This window comes from Stenotrophomonas sp. 3diitr2024 (genome assembly GCF_042136455.1).
GTDB lineage: Bacteria > Pseudomonadota > Gammaproteobacteria > Xanthomonadales > Xanthomonadaceae > Stenotrophomonas > Stenotrophomonas sepilia.
Genome location: NZ_JBHHMJ010000594.1, coordinates 1 through 6,236, shown reverse-complemented (window position 1 = coordinate 6,236; position 6,236 = coordinate 1). Strand labels below are relative to the sequence as shown.

Below are 6,236 nucleotides of genomic sequence, written 5' to 3'. Positions count from 1 at the left end.
CCGGCCGCTGGCCGGCAACCAGGCATTCTCGGTCAGCGCAGCAACACCTCACGCAACGCCGCGTAATCGGCCGCCAACGGTTCGGCGTGCGCCGCCCGTTGCAACAACGCATCCAATGCCGGCGGCACGGCCACAGGTTCGCCGATCAACGGCTCGACAACGGCCTCGAACTTGGCCGGATGTGCGGTGGCCACCACCGCCCAGTCGCCCTTGGCACCACGTGCGCGCAGGTCCTGCAGCACCTTCACCGCCGTAGCCGTATGCGGGCAGAACAGCTCGCCACTGCTGGCATGGGCCGCCGCAATCGTCGCGCGGATGGTCACATCATCCACCGCGAACGCACGCAGTGCAGCGCGCAGCTCCGCATCATCTCCGCGGTAAAGCCAGCGCAGGCGTTCGAAGTTGCTTGGCGCACCCACGTCCATTGCATTGGCCACGGTGGCCACACTGGCCTGCGGCTGGTAGTCGCCGCCACTGAAGTACGCGGGCAGCACGGCGTTGGCATTGGTGGCCAGCACGATCTGTCCGATCGGCACGCCCAGCGCGCGCGCCAGCACTGCGGCCATTGCGTTGCCCAGGTTGCCGGTCGGTACTACCAGGTTGAGCCGGCGACGATGCAACGCGTAGTGGCTCAGTGCCGTATGTGCGTAGTAACTCATCTGCGGCAGCAGGCGACCGAGGCTGATGCTGTTGGCCGAGCTCAGCGGCACCTGTGCCTGCAGTTCGCGGTCGGCCAGCGCCTGCTTGACCATGGCCTGGCAGTCATCGAAGGCACCGGCCACGCGCAGCGCCAGGATGTTGTCACCAAAGCAGCCGAGCTGGTGCGCCTGGCGCGGTGACACGCGACCATCCGGATACAGCACCACCACGCGTACGCCTGGCAGGCGATGGAAGGCCGCGGCAACGGCCGCGCCGGTATCGCCGGAGGTGGCGACGACGATGGTCAGGTCACGGTCCTTGCCGGCCTGCAGCTGCGACAGCGTACCGGCCAGGAAACGCGCACCAATGTCCTTGAACGCCGCCGTCGGCCCATGGAACAGTTCCAGCACGTGGTCACCGTCGCCGAGCGCACGCAGCGGCACCGGGAAGTCGAACGCCTCGCGGCAGATCGACGGTAATCCGGCCTCCAGCGCATCTCCGGCGAAGAACGGTGCCAGCAGGTCTGCAGCGGTATCGGCCAGGGTCGCACCGGCTTCCAGCTCACGTGGCGCCGGCAGTACCTGGGGCACGTACAGGCCACCATCGGGCGCCAAGCCTGCAGCGATGGCCGCACTGAGGCCAACGGCCGAGGACCGGCCGCGGGTCGAAACGAATTGCATGGGTTCAGTATCCAAAGAGGGAGAAGGATTCAGCACAGCCGGGCTCCGGGCGCATCCAGCGGCGATACCCAGGCATCGCTGTCGAAGCCGGCAGCAGCGAATGCCCCCTGCACCGGCGCCGCGGCAGCGTGGGCCTGGTCGGCATCTTCGAACCAGGCGAACACGCTGGGGCCGGCACCGGAGATGCCCGCGCCCATTGCACGGGCTGACAACGCCGCATCACGAGCCGCCTCGAAGCCGCCGATCAGTCCCGCCCGTCGCGGCTCCACCAGCACATCGCGCAGGCCAGCGCGGACCAGCGCCGCGTCGCTGCGATGGCAGCCGCTGAGCACCAGCGCAAGATTCGCACTCTGCGCCACGAATTCACCCAGCGCATAGCTGCCTTGCAGCGCCTGGCGTGCCAGACGGGTTTCCAGCACCGCGTGCGGGTGCACCATCAGGCTGTGCCAACTGGCTGGCACAGGGATCGGCAGCAGGCGGTCGGCCGTGCACAACGCCAGCCCGCCGAGCAGCAGCGGCCCCACGTTGTCACCATGGCGGCCCCCACTGGCCACGGCCTCGCCATCCAGCGCAAACGGGTACAGCGCCTCGCGCGCGAGTGGCGCATCCAGCAATGCGTTGGCAGCAACCAGCGCAGCGACGCACGACGCTGCCGAGCCGCCCATGCCGGAGCCGAATGGAATGCCCTTGTCGATCTCCACCGCGAAGCCGAAGTCCAGGCCCAGCCCTGCGCGCAGCGACATCAACGCCGCACCTGCCGTGTTTCCGGCCGCCTCCAGCGGCAGTTCGACCGCACTGCCGCGGATCGCCTCGATGCGCACCACCGGCTCATCGATACGCCGCACGCTCACCGTATCGCCAACGCCTGCGATGGCATGCCCCAGAATATCGAAGCCCACCGCCACATTGGCCACCGTGGCGGGCGCAAATGCACGTGCGATCACAGGCGTGCCCCCTCGCCAGCGGCTACCCGCAGCAGGTCGGCGAACACGCCCGCCGCCGTCACTTCCGGTCCAGCGCCCGGCCCCTGCACCACCAGCGGGTTGTCGCAGTAGCGGCGGGTACGGAACTGCACCACGTTGTCGGTCAGCCGCAGGTTGGCGAAGGCATGGTCGGCCGGCAGTTCCTGCAGGCCCACCGAGGCGCCGTCGGTGCCCAGCCGTGCCACGTAGCGCAGCACCGCGCCACGCGCCCGCGCATCCTGCAGGCGCTGCAGCAGGCTGGCGTCGGACTCGCCCAGCCGCGCCATGAAGTCATCCACGCTGCCGTCGCGTAGCAGTGCCGGCACCAGGCTTTCCACCTGTACCTGTTCCAGGCTGAGCGCGTGACCGGCCTCGCGTGCAAGGATCACCAGCTTGCGTGCCACGTCCACACCGGACAGATCATCGCGCGGGTCCGGCTCGGTATAGCCCATCGACCGCGCCTGCGCGACCAGCTGCGAGAACGGCTGGCTGCCATCGAAGCGGTTGAACAGCCAGGCCAGCGTGCCGGAGAAGATGCCCTCAATGGCCAGCACCTCGTCACCGGTATCGACCAGATCGCGCAGCGTGGTGATCACCGGCAGGCCCGCGCCCACCGTGGCCTCGTAGCGGAAGCGCGCACCACTGGCCGCTGCGGCGGCGCGGATGCGCTGGTAGCGCGGCAGCGGCCCGGCACCCGCCTGTTTGTTCGGGGTGACCACATGGATGCCCGCCGCCAGCCAGCCCTCGTAGCGCTCGGCCACCTCGGCACTGCCACTGCAGTCGATCACCACCGCATGCGGCAGGTGCGCAGCCAGCAGGTGCTCGGTGAAACGATCAAGATCGCTGGAATCACCCGCATCCCGCAGGGCCTCGCGCCAGTCCGCGTGCAGGCCATCCACTTCCAGGCGCATGCGCGAACGCGAGGCCAGCGCACGCAGGCGAAGATCCACATTGGCCTTGGCCAGCAGCTGCGGGCGCGCGGCCAGCAACTGGTCCAGCAGTGCGGCGCCAACGTTGCCGGGCCCGATCACACCGACCGCGAAGGTCTGCGGCGACAACCAGAAGCCTGCATGCGCCGCGCGCAGCGCACGGGTGGCATCGGCGCTATCCACTGCGACCGAGATGTTGCGCTCGGACGAGCCCTGCGCAATCGCCAGGATGTTCACCTGCGCACGCCCCAGTGCCTCGAACAGGCGCGCCGCCACACCTGGCTGCCCGGCCATGCCGTCACCGACCGCGGCCAGTACGCTGACGCCCTCACTGACCTGTACGCGCTGCACCTGTCCCGCTGACAACTCGTGCGCAAATGCGTGCAGCAGTGCATCACGGCCACGGCCGGCTTCGGCAGCACGCACCACGCAGCAGATTGAATGTTCCGAGGAACCCTGCGAGATCATCACCACCGACACCTGCGCCTGGCGCAGCGCGGCAAACACACGCTCGGCGGTACCCGGCACGCCGATCAGGCCGGTGCCTTCCAGGTTCAGCAGGGCCAGCCCGGGACTCAGGGTCAGGCCCTTCACCGGCCCGCGCGGCGAGCGCTCGGCGCTGATCCGCGTACCCGGATGCGCCGGCTGGAACGTATTGCGGATGAAGATCGGCAGGCCGAGGCGGATCGCCGGCGACATCGTCTGCGGGTGCACCACCTTGGCGCCGAAGTACGCCAGTTCGCAGGCCTCGTCGTAGCTCAGCGCTTCCAGCTGCACCGCCTCGGGCACCAGCCGTGGGTCCGCCGACAGCACGCCATCGACATCGGTCCAGATGTGCAGCTCGTCAGCGTTGAACAGCGCGGCAAAGATCGCACCGGAATAGTCGCTGCCGTTGCGGCCGAGGGTGGTAATGCGGTCATCGCGATCGCGTGCGACGAATCCGGTGGCAACCAGCCGCGACTGCGGATGCTGCAGGCGCCACTTGGCCAGGCGGTCGGCACTGGCTTCCCAGTCGACATCCACGCCGAGTTCGCCATGCCCGACCACCAGCACATCGCGCGCGTCGAGTACCGCGCAGTCTTCGCCCAGCGCGCGCAGATGCGTGCCGAGCAGCTGTGCGGAAAACACTTCGCCCAAGCCCTGCACACGGTCCAGCACCTCACGCGGCAGCTCGCCGATCACCGCCAGCGCGGCCAGCACTTCGGCCAACTGATCGAAGCGGGCGTCGATCCATTCGACCGTCTCGCCCACCTGCTCGCCCAGCAGCGCCACGGCAGCGCCGCGATGGCGTGCGCGCAGGGCATGCCAGGCCTCACGCCAGCCTCCATCGCCCTTGGCCGCCAGCTGGGCCAGTTCGATCAGCGCGTCGGTGACGCCCTTCATCGCCGAGACAACAGTGACCTGCAACGATTCGGGACGGGCCAGCAGCAGGCCGCCCACATGGCGATAGCGTTCGGCATCGGCCACCGAGGTGCCGCCGAACTTGTGCACGACGGTGGACGGTGCAGCCAGGTCGGCCGGGGCCACGGAATGAGCGGGAGCGTGGGAAGACATGCAGACCTCGGTAGGAGGCCCCGTCGCATGCAGGTGTCGAGTTTCCCCGCCACCTGTAGGGTGCGGGGCCGTGGTTTTCGGGAGTTACACGAAGACGACGGGCCGCACCAGGGCAGTGGTGACGGTGGTGGTGGTAATGGTGGTGATGGTCGCGACCGGCGCAGTCGAACGGCCCGCAATGGCGGGGGCGATCAGACTGGCGTGGGCGGCATCAAGGACCATGGCGCACAGAAAACACTGTGCGCCCTGCCGCTGTCAAGTGCTGCGATGCAAAAAACCGATGCAGCGATCATCGGCCAACGTGCCGACATTTGGTTGCAACTGAGACAAAGCCGGCATCAGCACGCTTGACGACTGCATTCAGCCGGCATGTTCGGCGATCGCCCGTGGTGTGCGATGCGCATGCGCGCACAGCATCACGCCAGCCACCAGGAACACGATTGCCAGCGCTTCCAGCAGCGAGGGCCAGCGCTGCTGCCATGCAAAGGCGTACAGCAGCGCGAACAGGGTCTCGAACACGATCATCTGGCCAGTCAGGGTCAGTGGCAGCAGGCGGCTGGCACGGTTCCAGAATGCGTTGCCGAGGATCGAGGCCACCACTGCCACGCCGGCGCTGATCGCCCAGAACCCGCTCCATTGCGCCGCCGTATGGCTGCCGGTGTGCCCGATGAAGGCCATCGGCACCAGCAGCAGGGCCAGGCCGCCGGTGGTGACGCCGGTCAGCAGCGACCAGTCATGGCTGGACAGGTCCGGCCTGCGCGCCAGCCAGCGGCTGTTGCCGATCGAATACAGCGCCCACGAGAACAGCGCAACGAACGCGCACAGCAGCCCGATCAGGCGCTGCCGCCACGGGGTGGCCAGGTGCTCGGACATCAGCGCTTCCCAACCCACCAGGGCGACCCCCAGCACGCACAGCCCCAGTGCTGGTAGCAGCTGTTTCAGTGGTACAGCGCCCTGCTCGCGCACGCCAACGAGGGTGACCACCACCGGAATCAGGCCAACGATCAGCGATGCCGCAGCGCCACCGGCCCACTGCACGGCGGTCGCCAGCAGCAGGAAATACACCAGGTTGCCTGCCAGGCTCAGCCACAGCAGGCCGATCCATTCGGCACGGCCCAGCCGCGGTGCCAGCCGCTTCCATCGCGGCAGCAGCAGGGCGACTGCCATCAGGCCATAGACCAGGTAGCGGCCGGCGGACAGTTGCAACGCATTGAACGACTGAAGCACGGCAGGCGCGAGAAAGACCACGCCCCACAGTGCGCCAGCGGCCACGCCATTGGCGATGCCCACGGCCATCGGGTTGTTGCGCATTCGGGTTGTCCGGGCGGATGGAACGGGCCGCGCAGTGTAAGCGCTGGCCGCTGGGCGCTCTTGACCCAGGCTGCTGCCTTGTCACCTCTGTAGAGCCGAGCCAATGCTCGGCTGCGATTCACCGTTGTGCAGATAAGGGCAGCCGAGCATGGGCTCGGCTC

5 protein-coding genes are annotated in these 6,236 nt (G+C 68.3%); 1 reads left to right on the top strand and 4 read right to left on the bottom strand.

Annotation, left to right across the window (positions count from 1 at the left end; all coding sequences use genetic code 11):
• Positions 1–32 precede the first annotated feature (32 nt).
• From thrC to thrA, 3 genes are read right to left on the bottom strand one after another with little or no spacing between them, the layout of a single operon-like run.
• The gene (thrC, locus tag ABGA94_RS15375) at positions 33–1,319 is read right to left on the bottom strand and encodes a threonine synthase (protein ID WP_375367710.1); all 1,287 of its coding nucleotides are present in this window, start codon (positions 1,317–1,319) and stop codon (positions 33–35) included.
• A gap of 29 nt (positions 1,320–1,348) precedes the next feature.
• On the bottom strand, positions 1,349–2,263 hold the full coding sequence (locus tag ABGA94_RS15370; RefSeq protein ID WP_375367709.1) for a homoserine kinase: 915 nt from the start codon (positions 2,261–2,263) through the stop codon (positions 1,349–1,351).
• Positions 2,260–4,764: a bifunctional aspartate kinase/homoserine dehydrogenase I gene (gene thrA, locus ABGA94_RS15365; protein WP_227837199.1), complete on the bottom strand. Its 2,505-nt coding sequence runs from the start codon at positions 4,762–4,764 to the stop codon at positions 2,260–2,262. Before thrA ends, ABGA94_RS15370 begins: the two co-directional genes overlap by 4 nt.
• 27 nt (positions 4,765–4,791) lie before the next feature.
• Between thrA and ABGA94_RS15360 the strand changes: the two genes are divergently transcribed.
• Positions 4,792–5,115, top strand: coding sequence for a hypothetical protein (locus ABGA94_RS15360; RefSeq protein ID WP_188248192.1), 324 nt, complete (start codon positions 4,792–4,794; stop codon positions 5,113–5,115).
• Between the two features lie 9 nt (positions 5,116–5,124).
• Here the strand turns inward: ABGA94_RS15360 and ABGA94_RS15355 are convergent, their stop codons facing one another.
• Positions 5,125–6,075: a DMT family transporter gene (locus ABGA94_RS15355; RefSeq protein ID WP_375367706.1), complete on the bottom strand. Its 951-nt coding sequence runs from the start codon at positions 6,073–6,075 to the stop codon at positions 5,125–5,127.
• Between the last annotated feature and the right edge of the window lie 161 nt (positions 6,076–6,236).

Excerpts from the sequence above, each read along its gene's own strand:
- ABGA94_RS15360 (WP_188248192.1), top strand. The coding sequence starts at position 4,792 with ATGCAGGTGTCGAGTTTCCCCGCCACCTGTAGGGTGCGGGGCCGTGGT.
- thrC (WP_375367710.1), bottom strand. The coding sequence starts at position 1,319 with ATGCAATTCGTTTCGACCCGCGGCCGGTCCTCGGCCGTTGGCCTCAGT.
- thrA (WP_227837199.1), bottom strand. The coding sequence starts at position 4,764 with ATGTCTTCCCACGCTCCCGCTCATTCCGTGGCCCCGGCCGACCTGGCT.
- ABGA94_RS15355 (WP_375367706.1), bottom strand. The coding sequence starts at position 6,075 with ATGCGCAACAACCCGATGGCCGTGGGCATCGCCAATGGCGTGGCCGCT.